16 protein-coding genes are annotated in these 20,406 nt (G+C 71.3%); 9 read left to right on the top strand and 7 right to left on the bottom strand.

The genetic code is table 11. The annotated features are described in order from the left end of the window. Positions 1 to 60: 60 nt before the first annotated feature. The 6 genes from BIV25_RS22045 (at position 61) to BIV25_RS22020 (ending at position 8,569) form a co-directional block, all read left to right on the top strand. Complete coding sequence (locus BIV25_RS22045) at positions 61 to 1,272, top strand: ROK family transcriptional regulator (protein WP_071374105.1); 1,212 nt, start codon at positions 61 to 63, stop codon at positions 1,270 to 1,272. A gap of 132 nt (positions 1,273 to 1,404) precedes the next feature. Then, positions 1,405 to 2,508, top strand: coding sequence for a substrate-binding domain-containing protein (locus BIV25_RS22040; protein WP_071374104.1), 1,104 nt, complete (start codon positions 1,405 to 1,407; stop codon positions 2,506 to 2,508). Between the two features lie 213 nt (positions 2,509 to 2,721). Further along, entirely contained in the window at positions 2,722 to 3,513 is a 792-nt protein-coding gene (locus BIV25_RS22035) for an ATP-binding cassette domain-containing protein (protein ID WP_071374103.1), read from the top strand. After that, positions 3,510 to 4,820, top strand: a complete 1,311-nt coding sequence (locus BIV25_RS22030) for a sugar ABC transporter permease (RefSeq protein ID WP_071374102.1) — start codon at positions 3,510 to 3,512, stop codon at positions 4,818 to 4,820. The genes BIV25_RS22035 and BIV25_RS22030 overlap by 4 nt, the downstream gene beginning before the upstream one ends. A 156-nt stretch (positions 4,821 to 4,976) precedes the next feature. Beyond that, the gene (gene dxs / locus BIV25_RS22025) at positions 4,977 to 6,905 is read left to right on the top strand and encodes a 1-deoxy-D-xylulose-5-phosphate synthase (RefSeq protein ID WP_071374101.1); all 1,929 of its coding nucleotides are present in this window, start codon (positions 4,977 to 4,979) and stop codon (positions 6,903 to 6,905) included. A 164-nt stretch (positions 6,906 to 7,069) separates the two neighbouring features. Next, a complete protein-coding gene (locus BIV25_RS22020; protein ID WP_071374100.1) occupies positions 7,070 to 8,569 on the top strand; it encodes an amino acid permease in 1,500 nt (499 codons plus the stop codon). 13 nt (positions 8,570 to 8,582) lie between these two features. Here the strand turns inward: BIV25_RS22020 and BIV25_RS22015 are convergent, their stop codons facing one another. Next, on the bottom strand, positions 8,583 to 8,996 hold the full coding sequence (locus tag BIV25_RS22015; protein ID WP_071374099.1) for an NTP pyrophosphohydrolase: 414 nt from the start codon (positions 8,994 to 8,996) through the stop codon (positions 8,583 to 8,585). A gap of 70 nt (positions 8,997 to 9,066) precedes the next feature. Between BIV25_RS22015 and BIV25_RS22010 the strand changes: the two genes are divergently transcribed. After that, the gene (locus tag BIV25_RS22010; RefSeq protein ID WP_071374098.1) at positions 9,067 to 10,083 is read left to right on the top strand and encodes a hypothetical protein; all 1,017 of its coding nucleotides are present in this window, start codon (positions 9,067 to 9,069) and stop codon (positions 10,081 to 10,083) included. Between the two features lie 52 nt (positions 10,084 to 10,135). On the opposite strand, the gene BIV25_RS22005 is transcribed toward BIV25_RS22010, so the two are convergent. The 5 genes from BIV25_RS22005 to BIV25_RS21985 all read right to left on the bottom strand — a co-directional run bounded on the left by BIV25_RS22005 (position 10,136) and on the right by BIV25_RS21985 (position 17,324). Next, the gene (locus BIV25_RS22005) at positions 10,136 to 12,265 is read right to left on the bottom strand and encodes a 3-hydroxyacyl-CoA dehydrogenase NAD-binding domain-containing protein (RefSeq protein WP_071374097.1); all 2,130 of its coding nucleotides are present in this window, start codon (positions 12,263 to 12,265) and stop codon (positions 10,136 to 10,138) included. Continuing rightward, a complete protein-coding gene (locus BIV25_RS22000) occupies positions 12,262 to 13,479 on the bottom strand; it encodes an acetyl-CoA C-acyltransferase (RefSeq protein WP_071374096.1) in 1,218 nt (405 codons plus the stop codon). The genes BIV25_RS22005 and BIV25_RS22000 overlap by 4 nt, the downstream gene beginning before the upstream one ends. Positions 13,480 to 14,284: 805 nt before the next feature. Continuing rightward, positions 14,285 to 15,574 (bottom strand): ribonuclease D, encoded by a 1,290-nt coding sequence (locus BIV25_RS21995; protein ID WP_079176817.1) that lies wholly within the window; start codon positions 15,572 to 15,574, stop codon positions 14,285 to 14,287. A gap of 134 nt (positions 15,575 to 15,708) precedes the next feature. Further along, positions 15,709 to 16,365 (bottom strand): response regulator transcription factor, encoded by a 657-nt coding sequence (locus tag BIV25_RS21990; protein WP_069778144.1) that lies wholly within the window; start codon positions 16,363 to 16,365, stop codon positions 15,709 to 15,711. Between the two features lie 281 nt (positions 16,366 to 16,646). Next, positions 16,647 to 17,324, bottom strand: coding sequence for a DUF3000 domain-containing protein (locus BIV25_RS21985; protein ID WP_079176816.1), 678 nt, complete (start codon positions 17,322 to 17,324; stop codon positions 16,647 to 16,649). 98 nt (positions 17,325 to 17,422) lie between these two features. Here BIV25_RS21985 and hemE point away from each other — a divergent pair, with 98 nt between their 5' ends. Together hemE and BIV25_RS21975 are read left to right on the top strand one after the other, a co-directional pair. Beyond that, positions 17,423 to 18,490, top strand: coding sequence for a uroporphyrinogen decarboxylase (gene hemE / locus BIV25_RS21980; RefSeq protein WP_071374094.1), 1,068 nt, complete (start codon positions 17,423 to 17,425; stop codon positions 18,488 to 18,490). A 118-nt stretch (positions 18,491 to 18,608) separates the two neighbouring features. After that, positions 18,609 to 18,869, top strand: coding sequence for a hypothetical protein (locus BIV25_RS21975; RefSeq protein ID WP_071374288.1), 261 nt, complete (start codon positions 18,609 to 18,611; stop codon positions 18,867 to 18,869). On the opposite strand, the gene BIV25_RS21970 is transcribed toward BIV25_RS21975, so the two are convergent. After that, positions 18,866 to 20,281 (bottom strand): FAD-dependent oxidoreductase, encoded by a 1,416-nt coding sequence (locus tag BIV25_RS21970; RefSeq protein WP_071374093.1) that lies wholly within the window; start codon positions 20,279 to 20,281, stop codon positions 18,866 to 18,868. The genes BIV25_RS21975 and BIV25_RS21970 overlap by 4 nt on opposite strands. Between the last annotated feature and the right edge of the window lie 125 nt (positions 20,282 to 20,406).

The raw sequence follows: 20,406 nt of genomic DNA, 5'->3' as shown, positions 1-20,406 counted from the left end.
GTTCACTAGTTGGACATACGCGGGGCCTCGCCGAAGCGGCCCCGCGCTCAGGAGGTCGTCGTGGAGACTCCAGGGTCGCAGTCGTCGCTGCACCGAGCCAACCTGGAGCGGGTCGTCCGGGCCGTACGCCTGGCAGGGTCCCTCACGCAGGCGGAGATCGCGCGGACGACCGGTCTGTCCGCCGCGACCGTCTCCAACATCGTGCGGGAGTTGAAGGACGGCGGAACCGTCGAGGTCACGCCCACATCCGCGGGCGGGCGGCGGGCCCGCAGCGTCAGCCTGAGCGGGGACGCGGGCATTGTGATCGGCGTCGACTTCGGGCACACCCATCTGCGGGTCGCGATCGGCAACCTCGCGCATCAGGTACTGGCCGAGGAGGCCGAGCCGCTGGACGTGGACGCGTCCGCCGCGCAGGGCTTCGACCGGGCGGAACAGCTGGTCAGCAGACTGATCGAGGCCACCGGGGTGAACCGGTCCAAGGTGGCCGGGGTGGGCCTCGGCGTGCCGGGCCCCATCGACGTCGAGTCGGGCACCCTGGGCTCGACCTCGATCCTGCCGGGCTGGGGCGGCACCAAGCCCGCCGAGGAGCTGCGTGAGCGGCTCGGGGTGCCGGTGCACGTGGACAACGACGCCAACCTCGGCGCCCTCGGCGAGCTGGTCTGGGGCAGCGGGAAGGGCGTGCGCGACCTCGCGTACATCAAGGTCGCGAGCGGTGTCGGCGCCGGTCTGGTGATCGACGGGAAGATCTATCGCGGGCCGGGCGGCACCGCTGGAGAAATCGGGCATATTACACTCGACGAATCCGGCCCGGTCTGCCGTTGCGGCAACCGTGGCTGCCTGGAGACCTTCGCGGCCGCACGGTACGTGCTCCCGCTGCTCCAGCCCAGCCACGGCCCCGACCTCACGCTTGAGGGCGTCGTACGGCTGGCCAGGGAAGGTGACCCGGGCTGCCGTCGGGTGATCGCCGACGTCGGCCGCCACATCGGCAGTGGAGTGGCCAATCTCTGCAATCTGCTGAACCCGAGCAGGGTGGTCCTCGGTGGTGATCTCGCCGAGGCCGGTGAGCTGGTGCTCGGGCCGATCAGGGAGTCCGTCGGCCGTTACGCCATCCCCAGTGCGGCACGCCAACTGTCCGTCCTCCCCGGGGCACTTGGGGGCCGTGCGGAGGTGCTCGGAGCGCTCGCCCTCGCCCTCAGCGAGATGGGCGATTCGTCACTTCTGTCGGGTAATGTCGTCGGGGCTCTGTCCGCGGCGACCGCTGCCTTCACTTAGATAACGGATGGCACCGTTGCCATCTCGTTAAGGATTTACTTCTTGACGTCGAACCTGCGGCCGAGTTGACTTCCAGCCACCTCGGCCGCAACGACGCGGCCTCGTCAGGGAGGTTTTCAAGTGAACGCACGTATGCGTCGTGCCGCCGTTGTCGTCGCCGCCGGTACGATGGCCGTCACGCTGGCCGCCTGTGGCAGTGCCAAGGAGTCGAAGAGCAGCAACTCCTCCTCGTCGTCCTCCGCCAAGAAGGGCGACAACATCAAGGTCGGCCTCCTCCTTCCGGAGAACAAGACCGCGCGTTACGAGAAGTTCGACAAGCCGCTGATCGAGAAGAAGATCAAGGAGCTGACGAACGGCAAGGCGACGCTCGACTACAACAACGCCCACCAGGACGCGAACCTGCAGGCGCAGCAGGTCGACACCATGATCACGAACCACGTGGACGTCCTGATCGTGGACGCGGTCGACGCCAAGGCCATCCAGAACTCCGTGCAGAAGGCCGTGGACGCCGGCATCAAGGTCGTCGCCTACGACCGCCTCGCCGAGGGCCCGATCAGCGCCTACACCTCCTTCGACAACGAGGAGGTCGGCAAGACCCAGGGCCAGGCCCTGCTGAAGGCGCTGGGCAGCAAGGCCACCAAGTCCTCCAAGATCGTGATGGTCAACGGCTCGGTCACCGACCCGAACGCCGCCCAGTTCAAGAAGGGCGCCCACGAGGTGCTCGACGGCAAGGTCACGGTCGCCAAGGAGTACGACACCAAGGAGTGGTCGCCGGACAACGCCAACTCCGAGATGGAGGCGGCGATCTCCGCGGTCGGCAAGGGCAACATCGCGGGTGTCTACTCCGCCAACGACGGCATGGCCGGCGGTATCATCACCGCCCTCAGCGGCGCCGGCATCAAGGTCCCGGTCACCGGCCAGGACGCCGAGCTCGCCGGTGTGCAGCGCATCGTCGCCGGTACGCAGTACATGAGCGTCTTCAAGTCCTACCCGGCGGAGGCGAACGTCGCCGCGGAGATGGCCGTCGCGCTCGCCCAGGGCAAGTCGCTGGACTCCATCGCCAAGGACAAGGTCTCCAGCACCTCCCAGAAGGATGTCCCGTCCGTCCTCGTCCCGGTCGTCTCGCTGACCCAGGACAACATCAAGGACACGGTCATCAAGCAGGGCTACTACACCGTCTCCGACATCTGCACCGCCGACTACAAGGCGGCCTGCGACAAGCTCGGCCTCAAGTAATCGGCGTCAAGTCCCTTCCCGTACACGGGCGTTCGTCCTTGAATGCCCGTAGGGAAGCCGGGCCACCGCCCCCCCAGGACTCCTCCGGCGTCCCGCGATCACACAGCCCCGCAAGCTCGGCGCGGGGCGCCGGACGGAACTCCCCCAGGGTTTCCCCCAACCCTCCCGCCCAGTTTTCTGCACAACCTCCCGCCGGGTCAGGCGGCGAAGGAGATGGTTCACGTGTCCGCTACGCCCGTGCTGGCGTTGCGCGGGGTCTCCAAGCGGTTCGGTGCCGTTCAGGCGCTCACCGACGTAGAGCTTGAGGTCCACGCCGGTGAGGTGGTCGCCCTGGTGGGCGACAACGGTGCCGGAAAGTCCACGCTGGTCAAGACGATCGCCGGCGTGCACCCGATCGACGAGGGTGTCATCGAGTGGGACGGCAAGCCCGTCACCATCACCCGGCCGCACGACGCCCAGGCCCTGGGCATCGCGACGGTCTACCAGGACCTCGCGCTGTGCGACAACATCGACGTCGTCGGCAACCTCTTCCTCGGCCGTGAGCTGAGGAAGTGGGGCGTCCTGGACGAGGTCGAGATGGAGCGCCGCTCCCGCGAGCTGCTCACCACGCTGTCGATCCGCATCCCCAGCGTCCGTATCCCGATCGCCTCGCTCTCCGGCGGTCAGCGCCAGACCGTGGCCATCGCCCGTTCGATGCTCGGCGAGCCCAAGCTGGTCATCCTCGACGAGCCGACCGCCGCCCTCGGCGTGGAGCAGACCGCCCAGGTCCTCGACCTGGTCGAGCGCCTGCGCGAGCGCGGTCACGCCGTCATCCTCATCAGCCACAACATGGCGGACGTGAAGGCGGTGGCCGACAAGGTCGCCGTCCTGCGCCTCGGCCGCAACAACGGCGTCTTCGAGGTCAAGACGACCTCGCAGGAGGAGATCATCTCCGCCATCACCGGCGCCACCGACAACGCCGTGACCCGCCGTGCGGCGCGCACGAACGGGGAGGTTTCCCAGTGAGCATCGACAAGACCTCCGCGAGCGCCGACGAGACCCCGGCGCAGGACGCGCCCGCCGTGGAGAACCCCGAGGCCGCGGCCGCCGCGGTCACCGCGGTCGACCCGCGCCTGCTGGTCCAGCAGGAGGGCCTGCTCGGCTACTGGCACGAGTTCAAGCGCAAGATGAAGGCCGGTGAACTGGGCTCCGTCCCGGTCATCCTCGGCCTCGCGATCATCTGCATCATCTTCCAGGTCCTGAACTCGAACTTCCTGTCCGCGCAGAACATCAACGACATCACGATCACGATGGTCGGCACGGGCATGATCTCCGTCGGCATCGTCTTCGTGCTGCTGCTCGGCGAGATCGACCTGTCCGTCGGCTCCGTCAGCGGCGCGGCCAGCGCCCTCGCCGGCGTCCTCGCGGTCAACCAGGGCTGGCCCGAGTGGACGGCCGTGCTCATCGCCCTCGCCGCGGGCATCGCCATCGGCGCGCTGCACGGCTTCTTCTTCGCCGTGCTCGGCGCTCCCGCCTTCGCCGTCACGCTGGCCGGTCTGCTGTTCTGGCTGGGCTTCATGCTGAAGGTGCTGGGCGCCGACGGCACGATCAACCTCGACCCGAACGGCCTGGTCGGCAAGCTCACCACGTACTACTTCTCGGACGTGGCCGCCGCCTACGGGCTCGCCGTCGTCGTGGTCGCGGTGTTCTTCCTCACCTCGTTCCTGGGCAACCGGCGCCGGGAGGCCGCGGGCGTGCCGTCCCGGCCGCTCAGCGACACGGTCCTGCGCACGGTGCTGCTGGCCGTGGTCTCCTTCGCCGCGGCGTACATGTACAACCAGTACAAGGGCCTGCCGCTGGCCACGGTGATCTTCCTCGCCTTCCTGATCGGCACCGACTTCGTGCTGCGCCGCACGCCGTACGGCCGCAAGATCTTCGCGCTCGGCGGCAGCGTCGAGGCGTCCCGGCGTGCGGGCATCAACGTCACCGCGGTGCGGATCTCCGTCTTCGCCATCTCGGGCGGCTTCGCCGCGATCGGCGGCCTCTTCCTGGCCTCGAAGATCGCCTCGGCGAACCAGAGCGCCGGCACCGGTGACCTGCTGATGAACGCGATCGCCGCGGCCGTCATCGGCGGCACGTCGCTCTTCGGCGGCCGGGGCCGTACCTGGAACGCGCTGCTCGGTGTGCTGGTGATCGTCTCGATCCAGTACGGACTCCAGCTGGAGTCCATCGCGGAGCCGGTGAAGTACATGATCACCGCCGCGGTTCTGCTCACCACCGTCGTGATCGACTCGATCACCCGGAAGACGCAGAAGACCGCGGGTCGCGCATAACGCGGGTTCGCCGTAGGGGCGCGGGTCGTCCTGCGCGTGCCGGTCCGTCGTGGCCGGTCGCGCGGTTCCCCGCGCCCCTTGCGTGTTGCACGAACCCGGAACATTAGACTCGGGCGAGCCCGGAAAGCTCGATCAGCTCAACGCAAGGAGGCACGGGTGCCGCTGCTGACCCGCATCAGGGGACCGCGCGATCTGGACCGGCTCAGCCTGGAGGAGCTGGACCAGCTGGCAGGGGAGATCCGGACCTTCCTCGTCGACGCGGTCTCCAAGACCGGCGGCCACCTCGGTCCCAACCTGGGCGTGGTCGAGCTCACCATCGCCCTCCACCGCGTCTTCGACTCCCCGAAGGACAAGGTGCTCTGGGACACCGGCCACCAGTCCTACGTGCACAAGCTGCTCACCGGCCGGCAGGACTTCTCCCGGCTGAAGAAGAAGGGCGGCCTGTCCGGCTACCCCTCGCAGGCCGAGTCCGAGCACGACGTCATCGAGAACAGCCACGCCTCGACCGTGCTCGGCTGGGCCGACGGCATCGCCAAGGCCAACCAGCTCAAGCAGCGGGACAGCCATGTCGTCGCCGTCATCGGCGACGGCGCCCTCACCGGCGGCATGGCCTGGGAGGCGCTGAACAACATCGCCGACGCCAAGGACCGCCCGCTCGTCATCGTCGTCAACGACAACGAGCGGTCGTACGCCCCCACGATCGGCGGTCTCGCCAACCACCTGGCCACGCTGCGCACGACCGACGGGTACGAGCGCTTCCTGGCCCGCGGGAAGGACCTGCTGGAGCGCACCCCTGTCGTCGGCAGGCCGCTCTACGAGACCCTCCACGGCGCCAAGAAGGGCCTGAAGGACTTCATCGCCCCGCAGGGCATGTTCGAGGACCTCGGCCTGAAGTACGTCGGCCCGATCGACGGTCACGACATCGAGGCGCTGGAGTCCGCCCTGGCCCGCGCCAAGCGGTTCGGCGGCCCGGTGATCGTGCACTGCCTGACCGAGAAGGGCCGCGGCTACCAGCCCGCCCTGGCGGACGAGGCCGACCGCTTCCACGGCATCGGCCCGATCCACCCCGACACCGGCCTGCCGGTCAAGGCCTCGGGCGCCGACTGGACCTCCGTGTTCGGCGACGAGATGGTCGAGCTCGGCAAGGAGCGCGACGACATCGTGGCGATCACGGCCGCCATGCTCCAGCCGGTCGGCCTGAAGAAGTTCGCGGACGCCTTCCCGGACCGCATCTACGACGTCGGCATCGCCGAGCAGCACGGCGCCGTGTCGGCCGCCGGCCTCGCCTACGCCGGTCTGCACCCGGTCTTCGCCGTCTACGCCACCTTCCTCAACCGCGCCTTCGACCAGGTCCTGATGGACGTGGCCCTGCACAAGTGCGGCGTGACCTTCGTACTGGACCGGGCCGGTGTCACGGGCACGGACGGCGCCTCGCACAACGGCATGTGGGACATGTCGATCCTCCAGGTCGTGCCGGGGCTGCGCCTGGCCGCGCCGCGCGACGCCGAGCAGGTGCGGGCCCAGCTCCGCGAGGCCGTCGCCGTCGAGGACGCGCCGACCGTCGTGCGCTTCTCCAAGGGCGCCGTCGGCCCCGCCGTACCGGCCGTGGGCCGCGTCGGCGGCATGGACGTGCTGCGCGAGCCCGGCACCGACCGGCCGGACGTGCTGCTGGTCTCGGTCGGCGCGCTCGCCCCGATGTGCCTGGAGATCGCCGGCCTGCTCGACAAACAGGGCATCTCCACCACCGTCGTCGACCCGCGCTGGGTCAAGCCCGTCGACGAGGCCATGGCCCCGCTGGCCGAGCGCCACCGGGTCGTCGTCACCGTCGAGGACAACAGCCGCGTCGGCGGTGTCGGCTCCGCGGTCGCCCAGGCCCTGCGCGACGCGGGCGTCGACGTGCCGCTGCGCGACTTCGGCATCCCGCCGCGCTTCCTGGACCACGCCTCCCGGGGCGAGGTGCTCACCGAGATCGGCCTGACCGCACCGGACGTCGCCCGTCAGGTCACCGGGCTGGTCGCCAAGCTGGACGGCCGGTTCGACCGTACGGCCGCCGAGGTGGACTCGGTGGAGCCCGCGCGCGACTGACCGAAAGCGCCCCCTGCGGGCCGGTTCCGCCCCTCTTTGCGGTGGCGGAACCGGCCCGTCTGCGTGAACCTTCCCCTACCGGGGCATACGCTCCCCGACCCTCCCGATCATGCCGGGCCGTGTCCGGTCGGGCCGGGACACCCACAAGCGTGGGAGGTAGGCACGTGAGCAGCGCGCTGTTCAGGACGAAGAACGTCGAGCAGTCCATCCAGGACACCGAGGAACCGGAGCACTCGCTCAAGAAGTCCCTCTCCGCGCTCGACCTGACCGTCTTCGGTGTCGGTGTCATCATCGGCACCGGCATTTTCGTTCTCACCGGTCAGGTCGCCAAGAACAACGCCGGCCCGGCGGTGTCCCTGGCCTTCGTGGTGGCCGGCGTGGTCTGCGGGCTCGCCGCGCTCTGCTACGCCGAGTTCGCGTCCACGGTCCCCGTGGCCGGTTCGGCGTACACCTTCAGCTACGCCTCGCTGGGCGAGCTGCCCGCCTGGATCATCGGCTGGGACCTGGTCCTGGAGTTCGCGCTCGGCACGGCGGTGGTGGCCGTCGGCTGGTCCGGCTACATCCGCTCGCTGCTCGACAACGCGGGCTGGCACCTGCCGGACTACCTGTCCGGCCGGGACAACGCCACCGGCTTCGGCTTCGACATCCTCGCCGCCGCCCTGGTGCTCGTGCTCACCGGCATCCTCGTCCTCGGCATGAAGCTGTCCGCCCGGATCACCTCGCTCGTCGTCGCGATCAAGGTGATCGTCGTCCTCATCGTGATCGTCGCCGGTGCCTTCTTCATCAAGGGCGAGAACTACAAGCCGTTCATCCCGCCGTCCCAGCCGGTGCCCGCGGGCGGCAATCTCAAGGCCCCGCTGATCCAGCTGATGGTCGGCTGGGCACCGGCCAACTTCGGTGTGATGGGCATCTTCACCGCCGCCTCCGTCGTCTTCTTCGCCTTCATCGGCTTCGACATCGTGGCCACGGCCGCCGAGGAGACCCGCAACCCGCAGCGCGACATGCCCCGCGGCATCCTCGGCTCGCTGTTCATCTGCACCGTGCTGTACGTGGCCGTGTCCATCGTCGTCACCGGCATGGAGAAGTACTCCAAGCTGTCCGTGGAAGCCCCGCTCGCCGACGCCTTCAAGGCCATCGGGCACCCCTGGTACGCGGGCGTGATCAGCTTCGGCGCGGCCGTCGGCCTGACCACGGTCTGCATGATCCTGCTCCTCGGCCAGACGCGCGTCTTCTTCGCGATGAGCCGCGACGGGCTGCTGCCGCGCTTCTTCTCGCACGTCCACCCGCGCTTCCGGACCCCGCACCGGCCGACCGTCCTGCTCGGCGTGATCATCGCGATCGTCGCCGGCTTCACCAGCCTGGCCGAGCTGGCCGAACTGGTGAACATCGGCACGCTCTTCGCGTTCGTCGTCGTCGCGATCAGCGTGGTGATCCTGCGTCGCACCCGCCCCGACCTGCCCCGCGCCTTCCGTACCCCGTGGGTCCCGGTCGTCCCGGTCCTGTCGGTGTGCGCCTCGCTGTGGCTGATGCTCAACCTGCCCGCCGAGACCTGGCTGCGGTTCGCCATCTGGATGGTGATCGGCTTCGTCGTCTACTTCTTCTACGGCCGCACCCACAGCCGGCTGGCCCAGCGGGAGCAGACCCCGGCCGGGGGCGCCCCTTAGGTTCTGCGGTGCCTCAGCCGCGCACCGTGCGCGGGCCGGTGACCTCCGCGCCCAGTGCGGTCACCCTGCGGCGCAGCTCGCGGTCGGCCGTCACGACCAGGCAGGGGCGGTCGCCCGCGGCCGCGGCCAGTTCCACGATCCGGTCGTCGCCGCTGCCGGGCGCCTCGTCGACACGCACCCCGGGCAGGGAGGCCACACCCCGGGCCGCGCCCTCGACCACGAGGACCAGTTCCACGGGCCCGGACAGACCGGCCACGCCGGAGCGGGCGTACGGCACCAGCCGGTCGCGCAGGCGTACGGCGGCGGCCCGGCGGTCGCGCCACCAGCCGTCGGGCACGGAGCCGACGACGTTCGCGCCGTCGATGATGAGCAGCGGCACAGGAGGGGGTGCGCTCGCCGGGCCGGGCGCGCCGGTGGTGTCCGTCATACCCGTAAGGGTCTCAGCCGGCGACCGGGGCGGCGGGAGCGCCCCGAAGACCACCGCATAGGGTGAAGCGGTGAACGGCGACTGGTTCCTGCGCGGCCGAGACGGCCGGCTCAGTGTCTACCTGATCTCCGGTGACGCCATGGTGTGGCGGGCCGAGCGCGTCCCCGGCGGCTCCTGGACCGAGGCACAGCGGCTGGGCGGCGATCAGCGGCTGCACCCCTCGGCCGGGATCGGCCAGGGCGCCGACGGCTATGCCCACCTGGTGGCCTGGCGGCCCACGGTGGAGGGCGAGTCGGGCCTGGTGCACTCCACGCACTTCCGCCCGCTGCTCGCGGCCCTGGACTGGAACCCGGTCGGTCACCCGAAGAAGAAGGGCGACCGGACGGGCACCCCGGCCGTCACTGTGGACGCCGAGGGCCGCGCCCATGTGTTCGTCCGCAACAACGGCGCCGGAGTGCACCACCTCGCCCAGAAGGAGAAGGGCGGCTGGGAGTCCTGGCTCGACCTGCGGGGCAGCAAGGTCCAGGACGGCCTGGCGGCGGTGACCGGTGAGTCCGGCCTGGTCGAGGTGTACGCGGCCGTCCCCGACGGCATGCTGCGCTGGCGCCAGGAGGAGGCGGGCGCCCGGCCGGTCATGCAGGAGCGTCTGAAGGCCCCGGTCCGCCCCGGCACCCTGCGCGCCCTCGCGACGTCGTCCGGGAGCACGACGGTGTTCTTCACGGACACCTCGGGCGACGTGTGCGCCTGGCGCCCCGGCGGCGAACCGGTGGTCCTCATGCCCGCGGCGGGCCCCGGCCCCGTCGCGGCGATCCGCTGCGAACTCGACGGCCACGACTGCACCTTGCTCGCGCAGCGCTCGGCGAGCGGCCGGGTCGCCTTCGCCGCCTATCCCACGGAGCTGGAGTCGGCGGGCGCCTGGTGGACGGAGTCGGGCCCGAGCCTGCCCGTCGACGCCCTGGTGGGCCTGGCCAAGGACGCGGACGGCCGCGTGGTGGCGGCGACGCTGTCCCCGTCGACCGGGCAGCTCCTGCTGGCCCGGCGCAAGGACGAGCCGGGGCTGGCGCTCACGGCGTGGCAGCGGGTCTGAGCATGCGAAAGGGCCCCCGCCGCCGCGGGGGCCCCGCACACTGCGTCCGGTGTTACGCCGGGACCGACGCCACGCCCGGGGCGAGGAACTTCTTGCCGGTCACGCGCTCCGAGACACCCTCACGGTCCAGGTACGGCGTGATGCCGCCCAGGTGGAAGGGCCAGCCGGCGCCCGTGATCAGGCACAGGTCGATGTCCTGCGCCTCGGCGACGACGCCCTCGTCGAGCATGAGCCCGATCTCCTGCGCCACCGCGTCGAGCACCCGCTCGCGGACCTGCTCCTCGGTCAGCACGCTGTCGCCCTGCTTGAGCAGCGCGGCGACCTCCGGGTCCAGCTCCGGCTTGCCGCTGTCGTAGACGTAGAAGCCGCGCTTGCCCGCCTCGACGACCGCCTTGAGGTTCGGGGAGACCGTGAAGCGCTCCGGGAACGCGCCGTGCAGCGTCTCGGAGACGTGCAGGCCGATCGCCGGGCCGACCAGCTCCAGGAGCACCAGCGGGGACATCGGCAGACCGAGCGGCTCGACGGCCTTCTCGGCGACCTCGACCGGGGTGCCCTCGTCGATGACGTTCTGGATCTCGCCCATGAAGCGGGTCAGGATGCGGTTCACGACGAACGCCGGGGCGTCCTTGACCAGGACCGCGGTCTTCTTCAGCTTCTTGGCGACGGCGAACGCGGTCGCGAGCGAGGCGTCGTCCGTCTTCTCGCCGCGGACGATCTCCAGCAGCGGGAGGACGGCGACCGGGTTGAAGAAGTGGAAGCCGACGACCCGCTCGGGGTGCTTCAGCTTCGACGCCATCTCGGACACCGACAGCGAGGAGGTGTTGGTCGCGAGGATCGCGTGCGCCGGGGCGACGGCCTCGACCTCCGCGAACACCTGCTGCTTGACGCCGATCTCCTCGAACACGGCCTCGATGACGAAGTCCGCGTCGGAGAAGCCCTCGGCCTTGTCCAGGACACCGGTCACCAGCGCCTTGAGGCGGTTGGCCTTGTCCTGGTTGATCCGGCCCTTGCCGAGCAGCTTGTCGATCTCGGCGTGGACGTAGCCCACACCCTTGTCGACGCGCTCCTGGTCGATGTCGGTCAGCACGACCGGCACCTCCAGGCGGCGCAGGAACAGCAGCGCGAGCTGGCTGGCCATCAGACCGGCGCCGACGACGCCGACCTTGGTGACCGGGCGGGCCAGGTTCTTGTCCGGGGCGCCCGCGGGACGCTTGCCGCGCTTCTGCACCAGGTTGAACGCGTAGATGCCGGAGCGCAGTTCGCCGCCCATGATCAGGTCGGCGAGCGCCTGGTCCTCGGCGTCGAAGCCCTGCTGCAGGTCGCCGTTCTTGGCGGCGGCGATGATGTCGAGCGCGCGGTAGGCGGCCGGGGCCGCGCCGTGCACCTTGCCGTCGGCGATGAACCGGCCCTTGGCGACGGCCTGGTCCCAGGCCTCGCCGCGGTCGATCACCGGGCGCTCGACGGTGACGTCGCCCTTGAGGACCTGGGCGGTCCACAGCAGCGACTGCTCCAGGAAGTCGGCACCCTCGAAGAGCGCGTCGGCGATGCCGAGGTCGAAGACCTGCTGGCCCTTGAGCTGCTTGTTCTGGTTGAGGCTGTTCTCGATGATGACCGAGACGGCCTTGTCGGCGCCGATCAGGTTCGGCAGCAGGGCGCAGCCGCCCCAGCCGGGGACCAGACCGAGGAAGACCTCGGGCAGCGAGAACGCCGGGATCGCCTTGGAGACGGTCCGGTAGGAGCAGTGCAGACCGACCTCGACGCCGCCGCCCATCGCGGCACCGTTGTAGTACGCGAAGGTCGGCACGGCCAGCTTGGCCAGGCGCTTGAAGACCTCGTGGCCGCCCTTGCCGATGGCGAGGGCGTGCTCGTGCTCCTTGAGGATCTCCACGCCCTTGAGGTCGGCACCGACCGCGAAGATGAACGGCTTGCCGGTGATGCCGGCGCCGACGATCGCGCCGTCCGCCGCTTCCTTCTCGACCTGGTCGATCGCGGTGTTGAGGTTCGCGAGCGAGGCGGGGCCGAAGGTGGTCGGCTTGGTGTGGTCCAGGCCGTTGTCCAGCGTGATCAGCGCGAAGCGGCCCGCGCCGAAGGGCAGGTCGAGGTGGCGTACGTGCGCGGACGTGACGACCTCGTCGGGGAACTGCGCGGAGGCCTGCTGCAGAAGCTCGGCGGTGGTGCTCACTTGTCCCCCTCGAAGTGCGGGTTCTCCCAGATGACCGTCGCGCCCATGCCGAAGCCGACGCACATGGTGGTCAGGCCGTAGCGGACGTGCGGCTGCTCCTCGAACTGGCGGGCCAGCTGCGTCATCAGGCGGACGCCGGAGGAGGCCAGCGGGTGGCCGAAGGCGATGGCGCCGCCGTACTGGTTGACGCGCGCGTCGTCGTCGGCGATGCCGTAGTGCTCCAGGAAGGCGAGGACCTGGACGGCGAAGGCCTCGTTGATCTCGAAGAGGTTGATGTCCTCGATCGACAGACCCGCCTTGGCGAGGGCCTTCTCCGTGGCCGGGATCGGGCCGTAGCCCATGACCTCCGGCTCGACGCCCGCGAAGGCGTACGAGACGAGGCGCATCTTCACCGGCAGGTTGTGCTCGCGGGCGAAGTCCTCGGAGGCGATGATCGAGGCGGTCGCACCGTCGTTGAGACCGGCGGCGTTACCGGCGGTGACGCGGCCGTGCACCCGGAACGGCGTCTTGAGACCGGAGAGGTTCTCCAGCGTCGTACCCGGCCGCATCGGCTCGTCGGCGGTGACCAGGCCCCAGCCGGTCTCACCGGCCTCCGGGTTGGTGCGGCGCACCGAGATCGGCACCAGGTCCTGCTGGATCCTGCCGTTGGCGTACGCCTTGGCGGCCTTCTCCTGCGAGCGCACCGCGTACTCGTCCGCGCGCTGCTTGGTGATCGTCGGGTACCGGTCGTGCAGGTTCTCGGCGGTCATGCCCATGAACAGGGCGGACTCGTCGACGAGCTTCTCGCTCACGAACCGCGGGTTCGGGTCCACGCCCTCGCCCATCGGGTGGCGGCCCATGTGCTCGACGCCACCGGCGATGACGGCGTCGTAGGCGCCGAAGGCGATCGAGCCGGCGGTGGTGGTGACGGCGGTCAGGGCGCCGGCGCACATGCGGTCGATGGAGTAGCCCGGCACGGACTGCGGCAGGCCCGCGAGGATGCCGGCGGTACGGCCGAGGGTCAGACCCTGGTCACCGATCTGCGTGGTCGCGGCGATGGCGACCTCGTCGATCTTCTTCGGGTCCAGACCGGGGTTGCGGCGCAGCAGCTCCCGGATCGCCTTCACGACAAGGTCGTCGGCGCGGGTCTCGTGGTAGATGCCCTTCGGGCCCGCCTTGCCGAACGGGGTGCGGACGCCGTCGACGAAGACGACGTCCCTGACGGTACGAGGCACGATGGCTCTCCTCCAGGATGGGACGCTGAGCGCTTGCTTACGACCATGCTACTTGTGAGTAATGTTGCTGCCCAGCCCCCCGGGCCGGAGCGGTGAACGTCACATGCTCGGAGGCGCCGCCGACCCCTCGGCGTCGGCACCGGATACGTCGGCCGGCACAGCTGCGAGTTGTCCCCTGCCGGCAACGAGACCCCCGTCCGCGGGGGAGTGCGTGCTGGGGAAGGAGGAGCGGCCGGGCCGCCGGAGCCGCGGTGGGCGGGACGGGGCGCATCGCCGGCCCGATCCCGGTGGACCAGCGCGCGGACGCCCCAGGGTGCCGGTGGCCGCGCGGCTCGGGCTGCGATCCGTGGCCGACCGGCGGACCGATCTCCGTGCGGGCCGGCGAGCCACGTCCGCCCGCCCCCTCGGCCGGCGACCGGCCCAGCTCTGGCGCCGGCCGGCGCGCGGGCCGTGACCGTCACCGTCCCGGCGGGCGTCTCGGCGGCGAACTCCGGTTCCGGGTACGGGACTTCGCGGTCCGGCGCCTGCCGACCGGACTCCGGCATCGGGCGACCCGCCCCTGCGAGCTCCGGCGCCCAGGATCTTGGCGTGATCTCGACGTCCCTGTTCCGCTTCCGCGACCCCCGCGGCGCCCGGCGGGAGGACGGCGCGGCAGGGCCAGGGGGTGTGGTTCGGATCAGGCCGGCCTGGACGAGCGGTGCGGCCTGGCGGACCCGGGCGACGACAACGCGGCTGGGGGCGCCCCCTCCGGGGAAGTGCGTGCCAGGTCCCGCGACGCCGGCATGATCCAGACGGCACCCCCTGGCTAGGCCCCCTTCGACGAGAGTGCCTTCACCAGCACCGGTGTCACCAGGGCCACCTGCCAGGGGCGGGCGCCGTAGCCGGAGAGTGCGGCCTCCACGGAGTCGGTGTCGACGGACTGGGGCGGCTCCCAGCAGATGCGCCGCACCGTGTCCGGAGTCACCAGGTTCTCCTGGGGCAGGCCGAGCTGTTCGGCGAGGGCGGTGACCCCCGCCCGGGCCGAGGACAGCCGGGCAGCGGCGGCGGGGTCCTTGTCGGCCCAGGCGCGCGGCGGCGGCGGACCCGCCACGGGCTGGCCCGGCTGCGGCAGCGCGGTGTCCGGCAGGGCTTTGGCCCGGTCGACTGCCGCCTGCCACTGCTCCAGCTGCCGCCGCCCCATCCGGTGCCCGAAGCCGTTCAGCGCCGCGAGCGCGTGGGCGTTGGCCGGAAGGGACAGCGCCGCCTCCACGATGGCCGCGTCGCTCAGCACCTTGCCCGGCGACACGTCCCGGCGCTGCGCGATCCGGTCGCGGGTCTCCCACAGCTCCCGTACCACCCCGAGCTGCCGGCGCCGCCGTACCTTGTGCATCCCGGACGTGCGCCGCCAGGGGTCCTTGCGCGGCTCGGCCGGCGGTGCCGTCGCGATCGCGTCGAACTCCTGGAGGGCCCACTCCAGCTTGCCCTGGCGGTCCAGCTCCTTCTCCAGCGCGTCGCGCAGGTCGACGAGCAGCTCCACGTCGAGGGCGGCGTACCGCAGCCAGGGCTCGGGCAGCGGGCGGGTCGACCAGTCGACGGCGGAGTGGCCCTTCTCCAGGACGTAGCCGAGGACGCCCTCGACCATGGCGCCGAGGCCGACCCGGGGGAATCCGGCCAGCCGGCCGGCCAGTTCGGTGTCGAACAGCCGGGTCGGGATCATGCCTATCTCGCGCAGGCAGGGCAGGTCCTGGGTGGCGGCGTGCAGGTCCCACTCGGCGCCGGCCAGCGCCGCGCCGAGCCCGGACAGGTCGGGGCAGGCCACCGGGTCGATCAGCGCGGTCCCGGCGCCCTCGCGGCGCAGCTGTACCAGGTAGGCGCGCTGGCCGTAGCGGTATCCGGAGGCGCGCTCGGCGTCGACGGCGACGGGGCCGGAACCGGCGGCGAACGCGGAGATCACCTCGGTCAGGGAGGCCGCGTCGGCGATCACGGGCGGAATGCCCTCGCGGGGTTCGAGCAGCGGCGTCGGCGCCCCCGTCACAGAAGATCCGGCGTCGTCCGGAGGAGTGCCTCCGGTGGTGCGCAGGGAGCTGTCTGCTGCGGTGTCTTGGGCGTCGGTCACCTGTCAAGGGTATCCGTGTATGGACTGCGCCCGTCGACGGAACGTTCCGTCGACGGGCGCGGGAGGGTCGTAAACCGGTCAGCGCGGGGGCGCGAAGACCTCGCGCGGGTGAATCGGCCGCTGCGCCGAACGGCTCAGTGGATGATCCCGGTGCGCAGGGCCACGGCCACCATCCCGGCGCGGTCGCCCGTGCCCAGCTTGCGGGCGATGCGGGCGAGATGGCTCTTGACGGTCAGGGCTGACAGGCCCATCGAGACGCCGATGGCCTTGTTGGACTGGCCCTCCGCGACCAGGCGCAGCACCTCGACCTCGCGGCCGGACAGCTCGCGGTAGCCACCCGGGTGACTCGGGGCACCCGGGGGGCGGCGGTGCATCCGGGCGGCGCCGAGGGGAGCGGCGCCGGGCCGGGCGGGCAGGCCGATGTTGGTGCGGGTGCCGGTGACGACGTAGCCCTTGACGCCGCCGGCCAGCGCGTTGCGGACCGCGCCGATGTCGTCGGCCGCGGACAGCGCCAGCCCGTTGGGCCAGCCCGCGGCGCGGGTCTCGGACAGGAGGGTCAGGCCGGAGCCGTCGGGCAGGTGGACGTCGGCGACGCAGATGTCGCGGGGGTTGCCGATGCGGGGACGAGCCTCCGCGATGGACGAGGCCTCGATGACATCGCGCACGCCGAGCGCCCACAGGTGGCGGGTGACGGTGGAGCGGACGCGCGGGTCGGCCACGACCACCATGGCGGTCGGCTTGTTCGGGCGGTAGGCGACCAGGCTTGCGGGCTGCTCGAGGAGAACGGACACCAGGCCTCCTGGGGTGGGGGGACGGGGCCGGCTTGTGGGGATTCAGCCGGGACGAACCGTGCTTTCTAGGTCACAGTCGTCTTCGGCAGCAAACTCGTCCGCCTTTAGAGAATGATCACGATCTAGTGAGTAACAATCTGTGCAATTCGGACATGCGATCGATCATCCGAAGATCAAGTCGGTTCGAGCGGATGCGATCCGGGTTCGAAAGTGGCCGTATCGACAAAGAGATGGTCAATGAGGCGTCCAAGCGGGGGACCCCGGGGAAGCCTGCGATCATCTCACCGTGACTGCGGGCCCCTGCGCTGCGGCAGCGTGACCACCGAGGCGTCCCCCGGACCGGCCGGCGGCAGCCCCGCGACCTGCGCCAGCAGATCGCACCAGGAGGCCAGATGGGACGCCGTGTCCGGGACTCCGCCGAGCCCCTCGCGGGGCGTCCAGGAGGCCCGGATCTCGATCTGTGAGGCGGCCGGCCGCTCGGCCAGCCCGCCGAAGTAGTGCGAACTCGCGCGCGTGATCGTCCCGCTCGGCTCGCCGTAGCCCAGCCCGCGTGCCTGCAGCGCCCCGGTCAGCCACGACCAGCACACCTCCGGCAGCAGCGGATCAGCGGCCATCTCCGGCTCCAGCTCCGCGCGCACCAGCGTCACCAGCCGGAACGTCCCGCGCCAGGCGTCGTGCCCGGCCGGGTCGTGCAGCAGCACCAGCCGCCCGTCGGCCAGCTCCTGCTCCCCGTCGACCACCACGGCCTCCAGCGCGTACGCGTGCGGGGCGAGCCGCTGCGGCGCGGGCGTGGACTCCACCTCGACCTGTGGCCGCAGCCGACTGCTGCGCAGGGCGTCGACCGCGGCCCGGAAAGCCGGCGGACCCGCGGTACCGGAATGCCGGTCCGCCTCCTCGGTGTCCAACACGTCGTCCATTCCGTCAGCGCTGTCCGACATTCGTCCCTGAGCCCCAGCCATGCGGGGAAGAGTAAGGGGAAGCGCGGCTCCGTGCAGGGCAAGACACCCCCTGAGGGCTGCGGCACTTCTCTCCTCACGGCCGTGCGAGACTTGCCGTCGTGAGTGCCAACGCAACGCCCTCGGGCCAGCAGCCGACAGCGACGTACGACAGCGCCTTCCTCAAGGCGTGCAGGCGCGAACCCGTGCCGCACACCCCCGTGTGGTTCATGCGTCAGGCCGGCCGCTCGCTGCCCGAGTACCGCAAGGTGCGCGAGGGCGTTCCGATGCTCGAGTCCTGCACGCGGCCCGAGCTGGTCACCGAGATCACGCTGCAGCCGGTGCGGCGCCACGGCGTGGACGCGGCGATCTACTACAGCGACATCGTCGTCCCGCTCAAGGCCATCGGCCTCGACCTCGACATCAAGCCCGGCGTCGGCCCGGTCGTCGAGCAGCCGATCCGCGCCCGCGCCGACCTCGCCCGGCTGCGCGACCTCACCCCCGAGGACGTCTCCTACGTCACCGAGGCCATCGGGCTGCTCACCGCCGAGCTGGGCGCCACCCCGCTGATCGGTTTCGCGGGCGCGCCTTTCACCCTCGCGAGCTACCTGGTCGAGGGCGGCCCGTCGCGCACGTACGAGAACGCCAAGGCGATGATGTACGGCGACCCCGAGCTGTGGGCCGACCTGCTCGACCGGCTCGCGGACATCACGGCCGCGTTCCTCAGGGTCCAGATCGAGGCCGGCGCGAGCGCGGTCCAGCTCTTCGACTCCTGGGCCGGCGCGCTCGCCCCCGCCGACTACCGCGGCTCGGTCATGCCCGCCTCGGCGAAGGTCTTCGACGCCGTCGCCGGGTACGGCGTCCCGCGCATCCACTTCGGTGTCGGCACCGGTGAGCTGCTGAAGCTCATGGGCGAGGCCGGCGCGGACGTCGTCGGCGTCGACTGGCGCGTCCCGCTGGACGAGGCCGCCCGCCGCGTCGGCCCCGGCAAGGCGCTCCAGGGCAACCTCGACTCGACGGTCCTGTTCACCGACAAGAACACGGTCGAGACCAAGGCCCAGGAGGTGCTGGACGCGGCCGCCGGCCTGGAGGGCCATGTCTTCAACCTGGGCCACGGCGTCCTGCCGAACACCGACCCGGACGCGCTGACCCGGCTCGTGGAGTACGTCCACACGCGCACCGCGCGCTGAACCGGAGCACTGCCCGGGACGCGGCGGACGCATCGGTGAACGGCCGTCGCGGGCCGTGCGTATCTGTTCTCAACCGACGTGAGGACAGGCGATGAACAACGCTCCGCAGGTATCGGCGATGCATGCTCTGCCCGACGGTGAGGCGGAGATCTCCCTCGTGGTGCGGCTGCCCTGGGAGGACGTGGCGCGCCTCGGCCAGGAGGCCGGGCGGCTGGCCGCGCAGACCGGGCGGCCGGTGACGCTGGACGAGGCGGTCGGCAACCGCCTGCGCTCCACCCGGCCCGCGGCCACCCACGCGCGGCCCGCGGGCGAGCAGCCGGCCGCCGTCGCCTCCGGCGCGTCCGTGGCCTCGCTGCCGAGGATCAGCGGGACGGCCTAGGAGACCAGGGCCGCCTCGGCGGCGGCGCGTACCTTCGCCGCCGCCTTTCTCGCCGCCACCAGGACCGGGTCCCACACCGGTGAGAAGGGCGGGGCGTAGCCCAGGTCCAGGGCCGTCATCTGCTCCACCGTCATCCGCGCGGTCAGCGCGACCGCCGCGATGTCCACCCGCTTCGCCGCGCCCTCCCTGCCGACGATCTGGACGCCCAGCAGCCGGCCGGTGCGGCGTTCGGCGAGCATCTTGACCGTCATGGGGGCCGCGCCGGGGTAGTAGCCGGCGCGGCTGGTGGACTCGATGGTGACGGTCTCGTAGCGCAGGCCCACCCGGTCGGCGTCCTTCTCGCGCAGGCCGGTGCGGGCGATCTCCAGGTCGCAGACCTTGCTGACCGCCGTGCCGACCACCCCCGGGAACGTGGCGTAGCCGCCGCCGGCGTTCGTGCCGATGACCTGGCCGTGTTTGTTGGCGTGGGTGCCGAGCGGGACGTACTGCTCCTGGCCGGAGACCAGGTTCAACACCTCCACGCAGTCGCCGCCCGCCCAGATGTCCTCGTGGCCGCGCACCCGCATGCCGAGGTCGGTGAGCAGCCCGCCGTGCGCGCCGAGGGGGAGACCGGCGGCCCGGGCGAGCGCGGTCTGCGGGCGGACGCCGATGCCCAGGACCACCACGTCCGCCGGGTACTCGGCGCGCGCCGTGGCCACCGCGCGCGCGTGGCCGTCGTCCCCGGTGCGGATCCCGGTGACCTCGGCGTCGTTCACCATGGTGATGCCGAGGCCCTCCATGGCCCGGTGCACCAGGCGGCCCATGTCCGCGTCGAGCGTCGACATGGGCTCCTTGCCGCGGTTCACGACGGTCACCTCGAAGCCGCGGTTGATCAGCGCCTCGGCCATCTCCACGCCGATGTAGCCCGCGCCCACGACCACGGCCCTGCGGCCACGCGCGCGTGCCAGCGTCTCCAGCAGGGCCTGACCGTCGTCCAGGGTCTGCACGCCGTGCACCCCGGGGGCGTCCGCGCCGGGCAGGTCCGGGCGGACCGGGCGGGCGCCCGTGGCGATGACGAGCTTGTCGTACGCCGTCCAGGACTCGGCGCCGGAATCGACGTCACGCGCGCGTACCCGCCGCCCGGCCACGTCGATCTCGGTGACCTCCGTGCGCAGCCGCAGGTCGATGTCCCGCGCGCGGTGCTCCTCGGGGGTGCGGGCGATCAGGTCGTCCCGCTCGGGGACGTCACCGCCCACCCAGTAGGGGATGCCGCACGCCGAGAAGGAGGTGAAGTGGCCCCGTTCGAAGGCCACGATCTCCAGCTCGCCGGGCCCCTTCAGCCGGCGTGCCTGGGACGCCGCGGACATGCCCGCGGCGTCACCGCCGATCACGACCAGCCGTTCCGTGCCGCCCCGCCCACCGCTCATGGTCATGCGAACACGCTACGGGGCCACGGCAGGCCAGTCCCGGCCGGTCCCGTGTGTGTCCGGGCCGGAGTCCGGTTACGGGGCCGGGCGGGTGGACGGTAGTGGGCTGGGTGTCGTCGGTAGGGGACCGG

This window comes from Streptomyces sp. MUSC 14, assembly GCF_001866675.1.
Classification (GTDB): Bacteria; Actinomycetota; Actinomycetes; order Streptomycetales; family Streptomycetaceae; genus Streptomyces.
This window is presented reverse-complemented; position numbering and strand designations above follow the sequence as displayed.

Bases quoted from the DNA above. Each gene is read 5' to 3' on its own strand.
- BIV25_RS22040 (WP_071374104.1), top strand. From the start codon at position 1,405: ATGCGTCGTGCCGCCGTTGTCGTCGCCGCCGGTACGATGGCCGTCACG.
- BIV25_RS22035 (WP_071374103.1), top strand. From the start codon at position 2,722: ATGGTTCACGTGTCCGCTACGCCCGTGCTGGCGTTGCGCGGGGTCTCC.
- BIV25_RS22015 (WP_071374099.1), bottom strand. From the start codon at position 8,996: ATGACGGACACCACCGGCGCGCCCGGCCCGGCGAGCGCACCCCCTCCT.
- BIV25_RS21985 (WP_079176816.1), bottom strand. From the start codon at position 17,324: ATGGCTGGGGCTCAGGGACGAATGTCGGACAGCGCTGACGGAATGGAC.
- BIV25_RS21975 (WP_071374288.1), top strand. From the start codon at position 18,609: ATGCATGCTCTGCCCGACGGTGAGGCGGAGATCTCCCTCGTGGTGCGG.
- BIV25_RS21970 (WP_071374093.1), bottom strand. From the start codon at position 20,281: ATGACCATGAGCGGTGGGCGGGGCGGCACGGAACGGCTGGTCGTGATC.